Here is a 16,702-nt window from a genome sequence, read left to right as displayed (position 1 = left end):
AAGTTAATGAAATATTTTAACTAACATTTCATTTAGTAAATCTCTTTGTGAAATAGAATTAGACCCCACTCCCTTGCTTTTAACATCTATATCTCTTAATGAAGTAATAATTGAACTAACTTTTCTCATTGGATAATTACGAACGGCTACTTCATAATCTTTTACAAAAAAAGGATTAACTCTTAAAACTGAAGCAACATTTTGTTTTGACTTATCTTTAAGTCCATGATATTGTAACAATTGTGAGAAAAACCCAAAAACCAAGCCTGTAGTAACAACAATAGGATTGTCTTTTGGATTTTGAGCAAAATATTCCGCTATTTTGAACGCTTTTAATTGGTCTTTTTCTCCAATAGCTTTTCGCATTTCAAAATTATTATAATCTTTACTTATACCAATATTTTCTTCAATATCGTTGGGTGAAAAAGTATGTCCTTTAGGGAGAATTATTTTCAATTTATCTAATTCGTTATTTATTTTAGACAAATCAGTACCTAAAAATTCAACAAGCATTGCTGCAGCTTTTGGTTCAATACTGTAACCCTTTCCCGACAATGTTCTCTTAATCCAATCACCAACTTGATTTTCATAAAGTTTTTTACTTTCAAATAAAACCCCATGCTTTACAAGTAATTTTGTTACCTTTTTTCTTTTATCTATTGTTTTGTATTTATAAGCAAAAACCAAAACAGTTGTTGGCTGAGGATTCTCAATATAAGATTCTAATTTATCAATGGTTCTAGAAAGCTCTTGTGCCTCTTTAACAATAACAACTTGACGATCTGCCATCATTGGAAACCTTTTTGCGTTAGAAACTATATCTTCGATACTTGCATCTCTTCCATAAATAATGGTTTGATTAAAGTCGCGTTCATGTTCTTGCAATACATTATCTTCAATAAATTCTGTTAGTTTATCTATATAATAAGGCTCTTCACCCATAAAAAAATAGATAGGTTTTATGTTTCCCGACTTTATATCTTTTGTAATTTGAATGACTTCGTCCAAAATATGATAAATTGTTTATTTGCTTATTTGTTGAATTGATTATAGATTTGTCAGATGCAACTCTTGAATTTCCCTACATATTCGTTTCGGTTCAAAAATAGTGAAAATAAAGTGTCTATTTTTGATAGCATTAGAAAAAAATTTATTCTTCTTACTCCAGAAGAATGGGTAAGACAACATGTGGTTGAATTTTTACTTAATGAAAAAAAATATCCTAAATCGTTAATAAACGTTGAAAAAGTTGTAAAAGTAAACGGAATGAACAAACGTTATGATGTTATTGTTTTCAACTCAGACGGATCTATTTTTCTTTTAATTGAATGTAAAGCTCCAGAAGTTAAAATTGACCAAAAAACTTTTGACCAAATTGCGCGTTATAATTTAATACTAAATGCCCAATATTTAATGGTTACCAACGGACTAAATCATTACTTTTGCGAAATGGATTTTGAAAATGAAAAATACACGTTTTTAAAAGAACTTCCTGAATTTAACAACTCATAATGAAAAAAATAGCTGTAGTCATTTTAAATTGGAATGGAGAAAAACTTTTAAAAACGTTTTTACCATCTGTAATTCAATTTTCTCAAGAAGCAACTATTTATGTAGCTGACAATGCTTCTTCAGACACTTCTATTGAAGTGCTTCAAAATGATTTTCCATCAGTAAAAATTATTCAAAACAATGCTAATTTTGGTTTCGCCAAAGGGTACAATAAAGCTTTAAAATTTGTTGAAGAACCTTATTATGCATTAGTAAATTCAGATATTGAAGTAACTGAAAATTGGCTAAAACCAATACTTTTTACTTTTGAGAATAGTAATGAAATTGCAATAATTCAACCAAAAATTTTAGCTTACAACAATAAAGGATATTTTGAATATGCCGGTGCAGCTGGTGGGTTTATAGATAAATATGGATTTCCTTTTTGTAGAGGTAGGATTTTTGAAACAATTGAAAAAGACCATAGTCAATATAACGATATTACCGAAATTTTTTGGGCAAGTGGCGCATGTTTTTTCATCAGAAAAGAAGTATTTCATAAATTAAATGGTTTCGATGAAGACTTTTTTGCACATCAAGAAGAAATTGACTTATGTTGGAGGGCTTTCAATGAAGGCTACAAAACTATTTATAATCATGAATCATTAGTTCATCATGTGGGGGGTGCAACTTTAAATGTTGGAAGTCCACAAAAGACTTTTTTGAATTTCAGAAATTCTTTATGGATGTTGACAAAAAACCTTCCGAAAAACAAATTATTTCCTGTGCTATTTTTAAGACTTAGCTTTGACGGAATTGCTACTATACGTTTTCTTTTTCAAGGAAATTTTAAGCACATCTTTTCAATATTAAAAGCACATTTTTATTTTTACAAACATTTATTTTACTTTCTAAGTAAAAGAAAAAATAGCCATAAAGAAAATTATTTTAGAACGAAATCAATTATTTATCAATATTTTATAAAAAAAAGGAATTATTTCAATGAAATAATTTAACAATAGTTTGTGTTTTTAAATTTTATAGGAACGATTCTTGTTACTAATTTTGTTTAAAATAATAATATTAGATTTTATGAAAAAAATCATCCTTTCCCTTTTAGTTCTGTCGCTTTCAATGACATCGTGTGTATCTAAGAAAAAGTTTACCGATTTAGAAGCGAAACAAAAAGCAACTCAAGATTTATTAAACACAGCTACTGTAAAATTAAACACGTGTTTAACAGAAAGAGAAGCTCTTGCTAGTCAAGTTGATTTCTTAAAAAAGAACAATTCTGATTTAATCAACAACATGGGTAATTTAACTACCCTTACTACAAAAGGTGCAGAAAACCTTGAAAAATCATTAGAGAGTCTTAAAGAAAAAGATCTAAAAATTTCAAGATTACAAGATGCGTTAACTAAAAAAGACAGTGTAACTTTAGCTTTAGTTACAAGTTTGAAAAAAGATGTTGGTATGGATGATCCAGACATTAACATCAATGTTGAAAAAGGAGTTATTATGATTTCAATTGCTGATAACTTATTATTTAAATCAGGAAGTTATGATGTTAGTGATAAAGCTAAAGGTGTTTTAGCTAAAGTTGCTAAAGTAATTAACAGTAAGCCTGATTTTGAATGTATGGTGGAAAGTCATACTGACAACGTACCTTACAAAGGAGGTGTTTTATTAGACAACTGGGACTTATCTGTAAAAAGAGCTACATCAATTGTTAGAGTTTTACAATCAGATTTAGGAGTTAGTCCAAAACAATTAATACCTGCAGGTAGAAGTTCTTATATTCCTTTAGTGGATAATGATTCTCCAGCTAATAGAGCAAAAAACAGAAGAACAAAAATTATCATTATGCCTAAAATCGATCAATTCTATGATATGATTGAAAAGGAAATGAAAACAATGAGTAAATAACATTACTCAAAACAAGTAAATAAAAAAAATCCCTGCAATTGCAGGGATTTTTTTTATTTTATATTAAACGGTATACATTTTCTTTCTTAATTCCTTAATTTTATCATCCTCAAGATATTCATCAAAAGTTGTATATCTATCAATTACCCCGTTTGGAGTAATTTCAACTACTCTATTTGCAAGTGTTTGCGCAAACTCATGATCGTGAGTTGTAAACAATATCGACCCTTTAAAGTTTTTTAATGAATTATTAAAAGCAGTAATTGACTCTAGGTCTAAATGGTTTGTAGGCTCGTCTAACATTAATACATTTGCTCTTTGCATCATCATTCTAGATAACATACAACGCACTTTTTCTCCTCCTGAAAGGACATTACACTTTTTTAATGCTTCCTCACCAGAAAATATCATTTTACCTAAGAAACCACGAACATATACCTCATCACGCTCTTCTTCTGTTTTCACAAACTGACGTAACCAATCTACTAAGTTTAAGTCTGATTTAAAGAAATCATGATTTTCACTTGGTAAATACGATTGTGTTGTAGTAATTCCCCAATCAAAAGTACCTGAATCTGGTTTTAAGTTACTATTCAATATTTCATAAAATGCAGTTGTAGCTCTAGAATCTCTTGAAAAAATAACAATTTTATCTCCTTTTGCCATGTTAAGATCAACATTTTTAAATAATGTTTCACCTTCAATACTAGCACTTAAATTTTCAACGTTTAAAATTTGATCACCGGCTTCACGCTCTGTTTCAAAAATAATAGCAGGATATCTTCTACTTGATGGCTTAATTTCATCGAGGTTTAATTTTTCAATCATTTTCTTACGAGAAGTTGCTTGTTTTGACTTTGCAACATTGGCACTAAAACGACGAATAAACTCTTCAAGTTCAGCTTTCTTTTCTTCTGCTTTTTTATTTTGTTGTGCTTTTTGTTTAGCAGCTAACTGACTTGACTCATACCAGAAGGTATAGTTTCCTGAAAAATGATTAATCTTCCCAAAATCAATATCTGAAACATGAGTACACACAGAATCTAAGAAGTGACGGTCATGAGATACTACCAAAACCGTATTCTCATAATTTGCTAAGAAGTTTTCTAACCAAGAAATAGTTTCAAAATCTAAATCGTTGGTTGGCTCATCCATAATAAGAACATCAGGATTACCAAACAAAGCTTGTGCTAATAAAACACGTACTTTCATTTTTCCTTCCAAATCGCCCATTAATGTATAATGCATGTCTGCTGAAATACCTAAATTAGATAACATTGATCCCGCATCACTTTCGGCATTCCATCCGTTCATTTCATCAAACTGCAATTGCAACTCTCCTATTCTATCTGCATTTTCATCAGTATAATCTAAATATAAAGCATCCATTTCTGTTTTAATAGCATGTAATACTTTGTTTCCCATTAAAACTGTATCTAAAACAGTATGCTCATCAAACATATTATGGTTTTGATTTAAAACCGACATACGTTTTCCTGGTTCTAAGATTACTCTTCCAGAAGTTGGGTCGATATCTCCAGAAAGGATTTTTAAAAAAGTTGATTTTCCTGCACCATTTGCGCCAATTATTCCGTAGCAATTTCCTTGAGTAAAAGTTACATTTACTTCATCAAACAAAATACGCTTACCAAACTGAACAGATAAATTTGAAACTGTTAACATTAATTTAGAATTTATTTTTAAATTGTTGCAAAAGTAGAAAAAATAGTGCAGTTTTGAATTTATTATTTACAATTAATTTAACGCTCCATTAACAAGCTCTCTCATTATAAACTAATATTTTTGTTATAGAAAAAACGCACTTACATGATTAAAAAATACTTTTTGTATTCATTACCGCTTTTGCTGTTATCATTAGCTTCTTGTGAAAAAAGTTTTGACAATGATAATTTTGAAGCTTATTTTGGTGGTGAAATAATTAATCCTCAAAATAATTTTGTTCTTTTTTTAAAGAATGATGAAATTATTGACACTATATTCTTAGACAAAAACAATCGTTTTTTACATAAATTTGATTCATTAACTCCAGGTTTATATACTTTTAAACATTTACCTGAATATCAATACATTTATTTCGATAAAAACGACAGTATAATGGTTCGTCTTAACTCACTTGATTTCGATAATTCTATTGCATTTTGTGGAAGAGGTGATGAAAAAAATAATTTTTTAATTGATTTATATTTAAAAAATGAGCTTGACAGAGCTACTTTATACGATGTACTGGATAGAGATTCTAATGGATTTATTAAAAACATAGATTCTGTTTATAAAATTAGGAAAGCACATTATTTAAAGAAAAAAACTGAAATTGGTTGGAGTTTAGGTTTTGATGCAGTAGCACAAGCAGGTCTAGATTTTCATCATTATTACAAAAAAGAGCTTTACCCTTATGCTCATAAATACAAGACAGGAAATGATGTTTCAGGTTTATTGCCAAAAGATTTTTATGACTATCGTAAAAAAATTGAATACAATAACGAAGAATTTACAAACTTTTCACCATTTATAAAGTATGTAAACATTATGTTGAGCAATGTATCTTATGACAAAAGCAATGGTTTATATAATGAAATGTCATTAGAAAATAATATTCTAAAGTTAAATATAGCAGATACTCTTATTAAGAATAATAAAACAAAAAATAGTATTTTAAACAATATTGCATACATGTATTTATTAGAAGATCAAAACATGTATAATAACAAAACATTCATTGATAAATACTTACAACTATCTACTGATAAAGAGCAACAAAGAGAAGTTACTGAAATATACAATTCAGTTAAGAACTTAAATATAGGTAACAAACTTCCTTCAGTACAATTAACAGATGTAGATTTTAATCCTATTTCAATTGAAACAATCACTGCAAATAAAGAGACTGTAATTTTCTTTTGGACTTCTCATGCAGATTCTCATTTAAAATCAGTTCACAAACGTGTTAAAGAATTTAAAATGAAATACCCGGAAGTTAATTTTATTGCAATTAATGTAGATGACACAAATGAAAACTGGACTAAAGCACTAAAAAACAACAATTTGAATGATGGCATTTTAGAATTAAAATCATCTAATTTTCAAGAAATTAAAAAACTTTGGGTTATTACTAAAATACATAGAACGATAATTCTTGATAAAAATGGTAACATCAAAAAAGGCTTTGCTAATTTATTTGATGTAAATTTTGAGAGTGATTTAAAATAAAACAAACTTATAAAAAAAGAGCCATTTCATTGAAATGGCTCTTTTTTTATGTAAATAATTACTTGTTTCCTTTTTCGTAATCAGCAATAAACTGAGCAATACCACTATCTGTTAATGGGTGTTTTAACAGTCCAAGAATAGATGACAAAGGTCCAGTCATTACATCTGCACCAATTTTAGCACAATTTACTACATGCATTGTATGACGAACTGATGCTGCTAAAATTTGGGTATCAAAAGCATAGTTATCATAAATTTGACGAATTTCATCAATTAAATTTAAACCATCTGTTGAAATATCATCTAATCTTCCTAAAAAAGGAGAACAATAAGTTGCTCCTGCTTTTGCAGCTAATAAGGCTTGACCAGCAGAAAAAATCAAAGTAACATTTGTTTTAATACCTTTATCAGAAAAATACTTACAAGCTTTAATTCCTTCGGCAGTCATTGGCAACTTAACAACAATTTGTTCATGTAAATCAGCCAACTCCTCACCCTCTCTAATCATTCCTTCAAGATCCATTGCATTTACTTCAGCACTTACGTCTCCATCTACAATGTTACAAATGTCTACATAATGCTTTAAAATATTATTTTTTCCCGTAATACCTTCTTTAGCCATTAATGAAGGGTTTGTAGTAACCCCGTCTAATACTCCTAAAGCTTGAGCTTCTTTAATTTGCTCTAAATTAGCTGTGTCAATAAAAAATTTCATTTTGTTCTATTTAAGTTTATGTGTGTTGTTTATTTTACAAAAGTACAATTTCAAAAGTAATATTAATTATTAAATTAAATACTCACCCTTAAAACCAGACCAAAATCAAAATTTGAAACACTTTCTGAAGTATTGTTAAGATTAATAGTTTGCGATGTACTTCCGTTTTTTTCTAAAGTAAAATCTTTAATACTTCCAAATTGTAGTCCTAATTTTGGTCCTGAATAAACTCCATTTGTAATTCTTAAAAGGTAAGAAACACTTGTTCTCATTCCTATGTTACCTCCTTTTACATTGTATCCATCAAAGAAATATTCTTTATCACGATATGAAATATAACCTACTGATAAATCAAAGTTAAAATTATCTTTTGTCTTAGATTCTTTAGAATACATATATGAAAGCCCGTAAAAAGATATAGACAATTTGTTTTCATTAATGTAATCAAAAAAGTTATTGTACTTCACTCCAATATAATGATTTGAATTTGGCGAAAATTGAGTCAACAATGAAGCTTCAATAAAATAACCGTTTCTTGATGCTTTAATTTTATTGTCTAAAATGAAATCATTAGTTTTTTCAACTTTTCCAATTCTACTAGAAAGTCCACCAGAAAAATCAAATACAACTTTTGATTTGGCTATAGTATCAATAGGTACTGATTGAGCAAAGATAGATTGTGACAGAATAATAATAAAAAAAATGAGACTTCTTTTCATTGAATTTATAGTTTATAATGGTTCATTAATAATTTCTCGTATACCGTATCAGGTAAAATTCTTTTCAAAAAAATTGAAAATTTCTGCATAAATGCTCCAACTTTATAATGTATTTTAGGTTTTTTTGTATTTATTATTTTAAAAATAGCTTCAGCCATATCGTTTGGATTACTCCCACTATCTACATGTACATCCATCATTTCTAAAGTAGTTCCATATGATTTCTCATAATCTGAACCACTTGTAAGTGGCGCATGATATCTACCTGAAGCAATATTAGTTGCAAAGTCTCCTGGAGCAACATTTGTAATGTGTATACCAAATTCTTTAACTTCCATACTTAAAGCTTCAGTTATTAACTCTAAAGCACCTTTTGAAGCAGAATAAACACTTCTGTATGGCAATCCCATATAACCTGCAATCGAAGTAATATTAATGATTAGTCCGCTTTTTTGCTTACGCATTTGAGGTAAAACGGCTTTCATTACTTCAATAGGTCCAAAAAGATTGGTTTCGAAGTTATTTTTAATTTCTGCTGTAGGAATTTCTTCTAAAGGTCCGGTTATCCCAACACCAGCATTATTGATAACAACATCTATACTTTCTTCTTTTGATAAAATTTCAGTAACAGCCAATTGAATCGAATCAACATTTCGAACATCAAGCTTAACTAATGGAAAAAACGAATTTTCAATTCGTTCAGGGTTTCTACTCGTTCCATATACTTTATAGTTCTTATGATGCAAAAAATCTCCTATTGCTTTTCCTATTCCAGAAGAAGCACCTGTTATAAATATTACTTTACTCATTCAATAAAATTATTATGCGAAAATACGTCTTTTAAAGAGTTAATGAAATTATTTTAATGAAATTCCTAAGCCTGGTTTTTCTGAAAGAAATACTTTTCCATTATCGATAAAATTTCCGTTAGCAATATCATTAGAAATCAAATTAGCTCCATCTAAATCTACAAAATCAGCGTACGGAGTTAATACAGCTCCAGCTGAAATTCCTATAGTTGATTCCGTCATACAACCGATCATGATTTTGAAATTATTCGCTTTGGCTTCTTTAACAAATTGCAATGCAGGAGTTAATCCACCAAGTTTTACTAATTTCAAATTTAAAGTGCTATAATGGTGTTTTAGACCTAGAATTGAAGTTTCATTTTGACAATCTTCATCTGCCATCCAATTTGGATATTTATTGGCATTAAGATTAGTAAAACTATTGACTTCCAAAGGTTGTTCTATATAAGTAAATTGACTTGAAAGTTTATTATTCTCTATTAATTTACAATCATCTATTGAAAAACTACAATTTGCATCTAATGCAATGTTTTTGTCTAAACAAAGTAATGAATTCAGTTCTAATTCATTAAAATGATTGCATTTTACTTTAAAGTTATTCCAATTCGATTTCTTTATTTTATCTATTTGATTTTCAATCGGATCGATACTAATCGTTATCGAAGATTCTGGTAATTTATTGTATGAAATTGAGTTGAGTTCTAAAAAATTTTTCTTTTCTAGTTTTCCAAATAAATCCCAATACGCACAATCTAAAGCCGAACACAAGAAAAAATGTAAATTTAAAGATTCTAAGAAAAGATAAAATTCAGTTGGATAAATAATCTCCCTTTTTTCCAATAGCGATTGAATGGATTCTAATTTTAGAATAAAAGCATTTAAATCTATTCCATAATAATCAATTGCTGTACATTCTCCATAACCTGTTTTATTATGCTTAGTCAATGAAACGACAAGTGCATCACGATGAGAATAACTCCCGTAACTGATTGAAAATGTTTCTTTAAGCTTAAGACGAACTATTTGAAAGTGTAATTTCATATAAGATAGGAAAGGTATAAAAATAAAAAATCTCCGAAAAGGGAGATCAAATATTTTAAAAAAATGGCAAGCGACCTACATCGCACCGCTACAACCGCTTACCCTTGCTGCGTTCCCACCCTGGGGGATTCTGCAGGAGCTGGTCGTGTAGGACTTGCCGGTGCAAATATACAAACATTTTATATTTTTGCAAGGCAATTGTTTCTTTTAAAATTCGTTGTATATTGTGTTATCAAATAATAAAAAGCATGTTATATATTAAATCATTAACAATCATAAGTTTAAGCATACTAATTGGTTCTTGTGAAGGCGATAAAAACGAAAAAAATAATTTATTTTCTATTGACACTTCTGTTTTAAAACAAGTTTATCAACCAAATGAGTCGGCAGATTTTGTAATTAAAAATGAAAAAGCAAAGAAAATAGATTCTGTAAACTATATTTTAAATAATAAATCTATTGGAACAAGTCTTGGAAATAACAAATTGCATTATAGTTTTGAAAATGAAAAATTAGGTTGGCATCTTATAAAAGCCAAAGTGTATTTTGAAAACGAAACTACTGAAATTCAAACAAATTTTACGGTTGTGGCTCAAGATGCTCCTAAATTATTGACTTATAAAATAATAAACACATATCCTCACGATATTAAAGCCTACACACAAGGTTTTGAATTTTACAGAGATACTTTAATTGAAGGTACAGGAAACGGAGCTGGAAGCGGTACTGGTAAAAGAGGAATTTCTAGTTTACGTAAAACCAATTATAAAACAGGTGAAGTCTATAAAAAAGTAGAACTTGGAATGCAATATTTTGGTGAAGGAATTACTATTTTGAATAATAAAGTATACCAGTTGACGTATCAAAATAATGAAGGATACGTGTATAATGCTGATACTTTTGAAAAAATAAAAACATTTAAATATTTTAAAAATATGGAAGGTTGGGGTTTTACCAATGATGGTAAAAACCTTTATATGAGTAATGGAACAGAAAAAATATACATTTTAGATCCTGAAACTTTAGAAGAAATTGATTATATAAATATTTATACCAATGCAAATAAAATTGAAGCCGTAAACGAACTTGAATGGATAGATGGTAAAATATGGGCAAATGTTTACGGTCGTGATGCAATTGCAATAATCAATCCAAAAAATGGAGCTGTTGAAAACATCATCAACCTAAGTGATTTAAAAAACAAAGTGACTAAACATCCAGATTTAGACGTTTTAAACGGAATAGCTTATAACCCTAAAACAAAAACGGTTTTTGTAACGGGTAAAAATTGGGATAAAGTTTTTGAAATAACTATAGATTAATGTCTAATAAATACAATATTAATATACCAAAACCTTGCCACGAAAATTGGGAAGCAATGACTCCTGAAGAAAAAGGAAGATTTTGTGGTTCTTGTAAAAAAACTGTTTTTGACTTCACAAAAGCAACCGATAAAGAAATAATTGAACATTTAAATAAAGAGAAAAACACGTGCGGACGTTTTTTAAACACTCAATTGAACCGAAATTTAATTCTTCAAAATAAAAAATCATCTTATTGGTCTGTTATTTTCACAACTGCAATTAGTTTTATTGGAATAGGAACTCAAAATGCTTTTGCTCAAATCAAACAAGATACTATTCAAACTGATACTAAAAGTCTTTCTGTTAAGGATACAATTATAAACCCTAACCTTCCACATATAATTAAAGGTGTTGTTTCAGATGCACTTGGTCCTCTTGGTGGAGCAATGGTTGCAGTTGAAGGTACAACCAACGTTACAAACACAGATTTTGATGGGAATTTTGAAATTGAAGCTCGTTTAGGTGACCTTTTAGTCATTACCTATACTGGAATGAAAATTGAAAAAGTTACTATAGGAATAAAAAATAATTATGAAATAAAAATGACTGAGGATATTCTTGTCGGTGGGGAAGTTTTTGTTGTTGGGGGATATATAAAAAAACGTACTTTCTTTGGAAGACAAATTCAAAAAGTAAGAAACTGGTTTAGGTAAACTTTAAAAAAAGCCTCAAAAATTATTGAGGCTTTTTTATATCTTTTATTTCACAAACTTCTCTACTATACTTTTTACAGTACCTATTTCTGTAGAATGTTCAATACTTGGACCAGCAACCCAAACCGTTTTATAAGTAGCTTGAGTAGCTGCTTTAGTAACAGCACTAGTTCCAATCATAAAACGAATCATTTTAACCCATTTTTTTAAACTTTTATTCTTATTCAAAAGATTCTCTAACCAAGTTTGTTTTGTGCCTATTTTTTGAACATATGGTGTATTAATTACAGTACACGGTGTTCCTGAAATACGTTCGGTCATTACGATATCCTTTGCACCATAATCAACACAAGCTTGTTTATATTCGTCTGAAACTCCTGCTTCTACTGATGCTATAAACGGACTTCCTATAGAAACTCCAATTGCGCCATAAGACAACATTTTTTCTAATTCTTCCTTGTTTCCTACTCCACCAGCAGAAATAACCGGTAAAGAGGTTCCTTCATTAAGTTGTTTAATTAGTACATCTGGAGCGATATTTCCTCTGTGTCCTCCAGCTTGATTATTGACTGCGATAATTGCATCGCCACCTAATTCTTCAACTTTTTTTGCAAATTTTAAATCGGTAACATCACAAAAAACTTTAATTCCAACTTTATGTGCTTCGTTAATTGTTTCTTCTGGACTTCCTAATGATGTTATAATAAAATCGACTCCTTCTTCACAAAGTACTCTTAATTGATCTTTATACTTAATGTTTGACTTATTTACAATTAAGTTAAAACCAAAACTTCCTCCTGGAACTTTAGCTGCTTTTAACTCGTTAATTGCATTTTTCAATTCCTCAAGAGTTCTATAGTTTAAAGCTGGAATACAACCTGCAACTCCACTCTTCATTCCTTCAATAACCATTTTAGTATTGGATACTAAAAACATTGGCGCAATAATAATTGGATAAGTAGTGTTAAGTAAAGTAGTTAAAGTTGGCTTTTGCATAATTATAAAATTTGTTTTTCAAATATAGTAAGAATTGTTAATAGTATGCGTGCATATAAAAAATAATTGAGATAAAAAAAAGGATATTTAGCAATATCCTTTTTAATTTATTTTATAATTTCTATTTTTTGAGCTTCTTCTTGATTTTTAGTATCAAAAAATCCTTGTTCATTCATCCAATCATCACTGAATACTTTACTCATATATCTTGAACCATGATCTGGAAATATAACAACTATATTACTGTTCTCATCAAATGCACCTAATTCACTATATTGTTTAATAGCCTGAAAAGCTGCTCCTGAAGTATAACCAACAAATAAACCTTCTTTTTTTGCTAATTCTCTAGCTGTATGAGCACTTTCTTCATCAGATACTTTCATGAAATAATCGATAATATCAAAGTCTGTAGCAGTTGGAATTAAATTTTTTCCTAAACCTTCAATACGATAAGGATAAATTTCATCATTATCAAATTCTTTAGTTTCATGGTATTTTTTCAAAACAGAACCAAAAGCATCAACTCCTAAAATTTTAATATTAGGATTTTGCTCTTTTAAGAAACGAGCTGTTCCTGAAATTGTTCCACCAGTCCCGCTACATGCAACTAAATGAGTTATTTGACCATTCGTTTGTTCCCAAATTTCTGGTCCAGTTGTATTGTAATGAGCATCTATGTTTAAATCATTAAAGTATTGATTTATATAAACAGAACCTTTAGTTTCTTCATGCAATCTTTTAGCTACATTATAATAAGAACGTTCATCATCTGCTGAAACATTCGCCGGACAAACATATACTTTTGCTCCCATAGTTCTAAGCATATCTATTTTATCTTTAGACGACTTTGAACTTACAGCTAAAATACATTCATACCCTTTAATAATACTTACCATAGCTAAACTAAAACCTGTATTACCAGAAGTAGTTTCTATAATAGTGTCGCCTGGTTTAAGAATTCCTCTTTTTTCAGCTTCTTCAATAATATATAATGCAATTCTATCTTTTGTTGAATGACCTGGATTAAAAGCTTCTACTTTGGCGTAGAAATTTCCAGATAAGCCCTTAGTAATATTATTTAGTTTAATAAGTGGTGTATTTCCTATTAATTCTAATATATTATTGTAGGCTTTTATTTCTTCTTTCATAAAAAAAATATTATATGAGGCATAGTATTGGTTAATTTTTAACCCCAAAACCCTGCAAATTTAACAAAAAAAGTTTAATTACTTCTTAATTTTTTCTAAATCTAATAAAAAAGCAAATTCTTTAGCAACTTCTTTAAGTGCTTCAAATCTTCCTGAAGCTCCTCCATGTCCGGCTTCCATATTAGTGTCTAAAAACAATAAATTATTATTCGTTTTTTTTGCTCGAAGTTTAGCTACCCATTTTGCAGGCTCCCAATATTGCACTTGAGAATCATGCAAACCTGTAGAAACATACATGTTTGGATAAGCTTGCTCTTTTACATTATCATATGGTGAATAAGACAACATGTAATCATAATATTCTTTATCATTAGGATTTCCCCATTCATCATATTCACCTGTAGTTAAAGGTATAGAATCATCTAGCATTGTTGTAACAACATCCACAAAAGGAACTTGTGCAATAACACCATTATATAATTCTGGAGCCATATTAACTATTGCTCCCATTAATAAACCACCGGCTGAACCACCTTCAGCATACAAATGACTTTTTGAAGTATATTCTTTTCTAATTACATATTTTGAACAATCAATAAAATCAGTAAAAGTATTTTTCTTTTTAAGTAACTTTCCATTTTCATACCATTCTCTACCCAAATACTCTCCTCCTCTAACATGTGCAATGGCAAAAATAAAACCTCTATCTAAAAGACTTAATCTAGTTGTTGAAAAATAAGGATCGATAGTAGAACCATAAGAACCGTAAGCATAAAGTAGAAAAGGATTTGAACCATTTTTCTTCATACCTTTTCTATACACCATTGAAATAGGAATCTTAGTTCCATCTTCTGCAGTTGCCCATATTCTTTCTTCTATATAATTATTTTTATCAAAATTACCCCCTAAAACTTCTTGCTCTTTTAGAACCATTTTTTCTTTAGTAACCATATTAAAGTCAATTACCGAAGACGGAGTTGCTAAAGATTGGTAAGCGTATCTTAGAATATCTGTGTCAAAATCTGGGTTAGTAGTTGAATATGCGGTATAAGTTTCACTAGAAAAAGGCAAATAATATGGTGTTTCACCGCTCCAAGGGCGAATTTGAATCTTATTCAGCCCATTAGCACGCTCTTCAACAACTAAGAAGTTTTTAAAAATATCAATTCCTTCTAACAACACATCATCTCTATGTGGAATTACTTCAGTCCAATTTTCAATACCTGTTGAACTCTCTGGAGTTTTCATTAATTTAAAGTTAGTTGCTTTATCGCTATTGGTCAAAACATAAAAATGATTTGCAAAATGCGAAATACTGTATTCTAAACCTCTAACTCTTTTTTGAAAAGTCTTAAAAGAACCATCCGGAGTTGAAGCGTATAGAATTTGAAATTCAGTAGTTAAAGTACTTGATGAAGCTATAACTATGTATTTTTTTGATTTGTCTTTATAAACTGTAGTGTAAAAAGTATCGTCTTTCTCATGAAAAACTAATTCATCTTTTTTTGAATCGGTATTCAATTTATGTTTATAGATCATATCAGATCTTAACGTTTTAGGGTCTTTCTTGGTGTAAAAAATAGTTTTATTATCACTTGCCCAAGCAGCCGAACCAGTTGTATTTTCAATCTTTTCAGAAAGAATTTCACCAGTCTCAAGGTTTTTTATTTGAATTAAATATTGACGTCTAGAAACAACATCTAATCCAAAAGTAGCCCATTTATTATCTTCACTTACACTTATACCAGTTAAGTTAAAATAAGAAAAGTTCTTAGCCATTTCATTGCAATCAAACATGATTTCTTCTTTTGCATCAAGAGAACCTTTTTTTCTAGAATATATTGGATAATCTTTACCCGTTTCAAATCTAGTAATATAATAGTACCCATTATAAAAATAAGGTACTGAAGAATCGTCTTCCTTAATACGAGCTTTCATTTCTTTAAACAAATCATCTTGTAATTGTTTAGTATGAGCCGTCATTTCTTGATAATACTCATTCTCTTTATTCAAATAATCAATTACATCTTTGTTTTCTCTATCATTCAACCAGTAATAGTCATCTACTCTAACTTCACCATGTTTTTCTAAATTATGCGGTTTTATTTGTGCTACAGGTGCTTTAATTTCTTCGTTCATTTTTACTTTTTTTTCTTTACAAGAGGTTGCAAAAATAAGAGAAATTAATGCGAAATAAGTATATTTTTTCATGAAGTTATCATTTGTATTTAATTGCTAATTTAATATTTTTGTATGAATTAAAAAATTAAAAAAATATGTTTGGAGATATTATGGGAATGATGGGTAAGATTAAAGAAACCCAACAAAAAGTAGAAGAAACTAAAAAACGTTTAGATTCGCTACTTATCGATGAAAAAAGTAGTGATAATTTAATCAATATCACACTTACTGCTAATCGAAAAATAAAAAGTATAACTATTGATGACAACTTGCTTTCTGATAAAGAAATGCTTGAAGATTATTTAATCTTTACTTTAAATAAAGCAATAGAAAAAGCTACTAATGTTAATGAAACAGAATTAGCTGCTGTTGCCAAAGAAGGAATGCCAAATATTCCAGGAATGGATATGTTTAAATAAAAAAAGCAACTC

General features: G+C 29.2%; 16 protein-coding genes and 1 other RNA gene. 7 read left to right on the top strand and 10 right to left on the bottom strand.

Annotated features, from left to right (window positions below):
• Nucleotides 1-3: 3 nt before the first annotated feature.
• Complete coding sequence (holA, locus tag ACQ65T_RS08210; protein WP_430400597.1) at nucleotides 4-1,008, bottom strand: DNA polymerase III subunit delta; 1,005 nt, start codon at nucleotides 1,006-1,008, stop codon at nucleotides 4-6.
• A 54-nt stretch (nucleotides 1,009-1,062) separates the two neighbouring features.
• Here holA and ACQ65T_RS08205 point away from each other — a divergent pair, with 54 nt between their 5' ends.
• From ACQ65T_RS08205 to ACQ65T_RS08195, 3 genes are all read left to right on the top strand, one after another.
• A complete protein-coding gene (locus ACQ65T_RS08205; protein ID WP_430400596.1) occupies nucleotides 1,063-1,512 on the top strand; it encodes a type I restriction enzyme HsdR N-terminal domain-containing protein in 450 nt (149 codons plus the stop codon).
• Nucleotides 1,512-2,507, top strand: a complete 996-nt coding sequence (locus tag ACQ65T_RS08200) for a glycosyltransferase family 2 protein (RefSeq protein ID WP_430400595.1) — start codon at nucleotides 1,512-1,514, stop codon at nucleotides 2,505-2,507. Before ACQ65T_RS08205 ends, ACQ65T_RS08200 begins: the two co-directional genes overlap by 1 nt.
• Before the next feature lie 76 nt (nucleotides 2,508-2,583).
• Nucleotides 2,584-3,417 carry an OmpA/MotB family protein gene (locus ACQ65T_RS08195; RefSeq protein WP_430400594.1) on the top strand — a complete coding sequence of 278 codons (834 nt, stop codon included), beginning with the start codon at nucleotides 2,584-2,586 and terminating at the stop codon, nucleotides 3,415-3,417.
• Nucleotides 3,418-3,480: 63 nt separating this feature from the next.
• Here ACQ65T_RS08195 and ACQ65T_RS08190 read toward each other — a convergent pair whose 3' ends face one another.
• On the bottom strand, nucleotides 3,481-5,100 hold the full coding sequence (locus ACQ65T_RS08190) for an ABC-F family ATP-binding cassette domain-containing protein (RefSeq protein ID WP_430400593.1): 1,620 nt from the start codon (nucleotides 5,098-5,100) through the stop codon (nucleotides 3,481-3,483).
• Nucleotides 5,101-5,244: 144 nt separating this feature from the next.
• On the opposite strand from ACQ65T_RS08190, the gene ACQ65T_RS08185 reads away from it, so the two are divergent.
• Nucleotides 5,245-6,645, top strand: a complete 1,401-nt coding sequence (locus ACQ65T_RS08185; protein ID WP_430400592.1) for a TlpA family protein disulfide reductase — start codon at nucleotides 5,245-5,247, stop codon at nucleotides 6,643-6,645.
• Nucleotides 6,646-6,703: 58 nt separating this feature from the next.
• Here ACQ65T_RS08185 and fsa read toward each other — a convergent pair whose 3' ends face one another.
• The 5 genes from fsa to ffs form a co-directional block, all read right to left on the bottom strand.
• A complete protein-coding gene (gene fsa, locus ACQ65T_RS08180) occupies nucleotides 6,704-7,360 on the bottom strand; it encodes a fructose-6-phosphate aldolase (protein WP_430400591.1) in 657 nt (218 codons plus the stop codon).
• A 74-nt stretch (nucleotides 7,361-7,434) separates the two neighbouring features.
• Entirely contained in the window at nucleotides 7,435-8,079 is a 645-nt protein-coding gene (locus ACQ65T_RS08175; RefSeq protein WP_430400590.1) for a hypothetical protein, read from the bottom strand.
• 5 nt (nucleotides 8,080-8,084) lie between these two features.
• Nucleotides 8,085-8,888 carry an SDR family oxidoreductase gene (locus ACQ65T_RS08170; RefSeq protein ID WP_430400589.1) on the bottom strand — a complete coding sequence of 268 codons (804 nt, stop codon included), beginning with the start codon at nucleotides 8,886-8,888 and terminating at the stop codon, nucleotides 8,085-8,087.
• Nucleotides 8,889-8,936: 48 nt separating this feature from the next.
• The gene (locus tag ACQ65T_RS08165; RefSeq protein ID WP_430400588.1) at nucleotides 8,937-9,929 is read right to left on the bottom strand and encodes an enolase C-terminal domain-like protein; all 993 of its coding nucleotides are present in this window, start codon (nucleotides 9,927-9,929) and stop codon (nucleotides 8,937-8,939) included.
• Nucleotides 9,930-9,990: 61 nt separating this feature from the next.
• Nucleotides 9,991-10,089, bottom strand: an RNA gene (gene ffs / locus ACQ65T_RS08160) — signal recognition particle sRNA small type.
• An 88-nt stretch (nucleotides 10,090-10,177) separates the two neighbouring features.
• Between ffs and ACQ65T_RS08155 the strand changes: the two genes are divergently transcribed.
• Both ACQ65T_RS08155 and ACQ65T_RS08150 read left to right on the top strand, forming a co-directional pair.
• Nucleotides 10,178-11,251, top strand: a complete 1,074-nt coding sequence (locus ACQ65T_RS08155) for a glutaminyl-peptide cyclotransferase (RefSeq protein WP_430400587.1) — start codon at nucleotides 10,178-10,180, stop codon at nucleotides 11,249-11,251.
• On the top strand, nucleotides 11,251-11,946 hold the full coding sequence (locus ACQ65T_RS08150; protein WP_430400586.1) for a carboxypeptidase-like regulatory domain-containing protein: 696 nt from the start codon (nucleotides 11,251-11,253) through the stop codon (nucleotides 11,944-11,946). Before ACQ65T_RS08155 ends, ACQ65T_RS08150 begins: the two co-directional genes overlap by 1 nt.
• A 45-nt stretch (nucleotides 11,947-11,991) precedes the next feature.
• Here the strand turns inward: ACQ65T_RS08150 and ACQ65T_RS08145 are convergent, their stop codons facing one another.
• From ACQ65T_RS08145 to ACQ65T_RS08135, 3 genes are all read right to left on the bottom strand, one after another.
• Complete coding sequence (locus ACQ65T_RS08145; RefSeq protein WP_430400585.1) at nucleotides 11,992-12,942, bottom strand: NAD(P)H-dependent flavin oxidoreductase; 951 nt, start codon at nucleotides 12,940-12,942, stop codon at nucleotides 11,992-11,994.
• 107 nt (nucleotides 12,943-13,049) lie between these two features.
• Complete coding sequence (locus tag ACQ65T_RS08140) at nucleotides 13,050-14,090, bottom strand: PLP-dependent cysteine synthase family protein (RefSeq protein ID WP_430400584.1); 1,041 nt, start codon at nucleotides 14,088-14,090, stop codon at nucleotides 13,050-13,052.
• A gap of 78 nt (nucleotides 14,091-14,168) precedes the next feature.
• Nucleotides 14,169-16,301, bottom strand: coding sequence for a S9 family peptidase (locus ACQ65T_RS08135; RefSeq protein ID WP_430400583.1), 2,133 nt, complete (start codon nucleotides 16,299-16,301; stop codon nucleotides 14,169-14,171).
• A 65-nt stretch (nucleotides 16,302-16,366) separates the two neighbouring features.
• Here ACQ65T_RS08135 and ACQ65T_RS08130 point away from each other — a divergent pair, with 65 nt between their 5' ends.
• The gene (locus ACQ65T_RS08130; RefSeq protein ID WP_430400582.1) at nucleotides 16,367-16,690 is read left to right on the top strand and encodes a YbaB/EbfC family nucleoid-associated protein; all 324 of its coding nucleotides are present in this window, start codon (nucleotides 16,367-16,369) and stop codon (nucleotides 16,688-16,690) included.
• Nucleotides 16,691-16,702 lie beyond the last annotated feature (12 nt).

It is taken from the genome of Flavobacterium sp., assembly GCF_965284515.1.
Lineage (GTDB): Bacteria > Bacteroidota > Bacteroidia > Flavobacteriales > Flavobacteriaceae > Flavobacterium.
This window is presented reverse-complemented; position numbering and strand designations above follow the sequence as displayed.